The organism is Photobacterium aquimaris, assembly GCF_002954455.1.
GTDB classification, from domain to species: Bacteria; Pseudomonadota; Gammaproteobacteria; order Enterobacterales; family Vibrionaceae; genus Photobacterium; species Photobacterium aquimaris.
In genome coordinates, this window is sequence record NZ_MSCC01000001.1 from 1,654,896 (window position 1) to 1,655,421 (window position 526).

General features: G+C 45.6%; 1 protein-coding gene. It reads right to left on the reverse strand.

The genetic code is table 11. The annotated features are described in order from the left end of the window. Window positions 1-526 (reverse strand): hypothetical protein (locus BTN98_RS20285; RefSeq protein WP_167390200.1); only part of this gene is annotated, 526 nt, incomplete at both ends.

Genomic DNA, 526 nt, shown 5'->3' on the forward strand with positions numbered 1-526 from the left:
AGGTTTCTCGAGCCAATCACCATCGGTATCTTGTACCTGAATCGGCACATCAATGGTGATTTTATCGTTAACACTATCCACCAAACCATCGACACCAGTGTCAGTGTGGTTTAACGGTTTTTGTTGATTAATCGTCACCGTTACGTCGATATCGTGACCGTTTGCCGCTTGGACTGCATCCAATGATACAGTTATTACTTGCTCGCCGTCAGCAGTCACACCAACTAATTGCCCTGTGGCGCTGTCATAGCTAAAGCTGATCGCTTGATTATCGCCCGTGGTTAATTCAGACGATAATTCATCAATTAATTTAGTTAATTGGCTAGGATCGATGGTTACTTTGCTTGGGTCAAGACGATCAGCGCTCGCCTCAATCACAATCGTAGTGGTGCCCGATACCGGATACCCTTGTTGACCAGCTGCTGGCGTTAAATCACCTTCAGTAATAGTAATTGAGCCGGTTTCACCACCGTTAGCATCAGCACCATCAGTGACAGTGATCACTACTTGACCGTTAGCAATATCA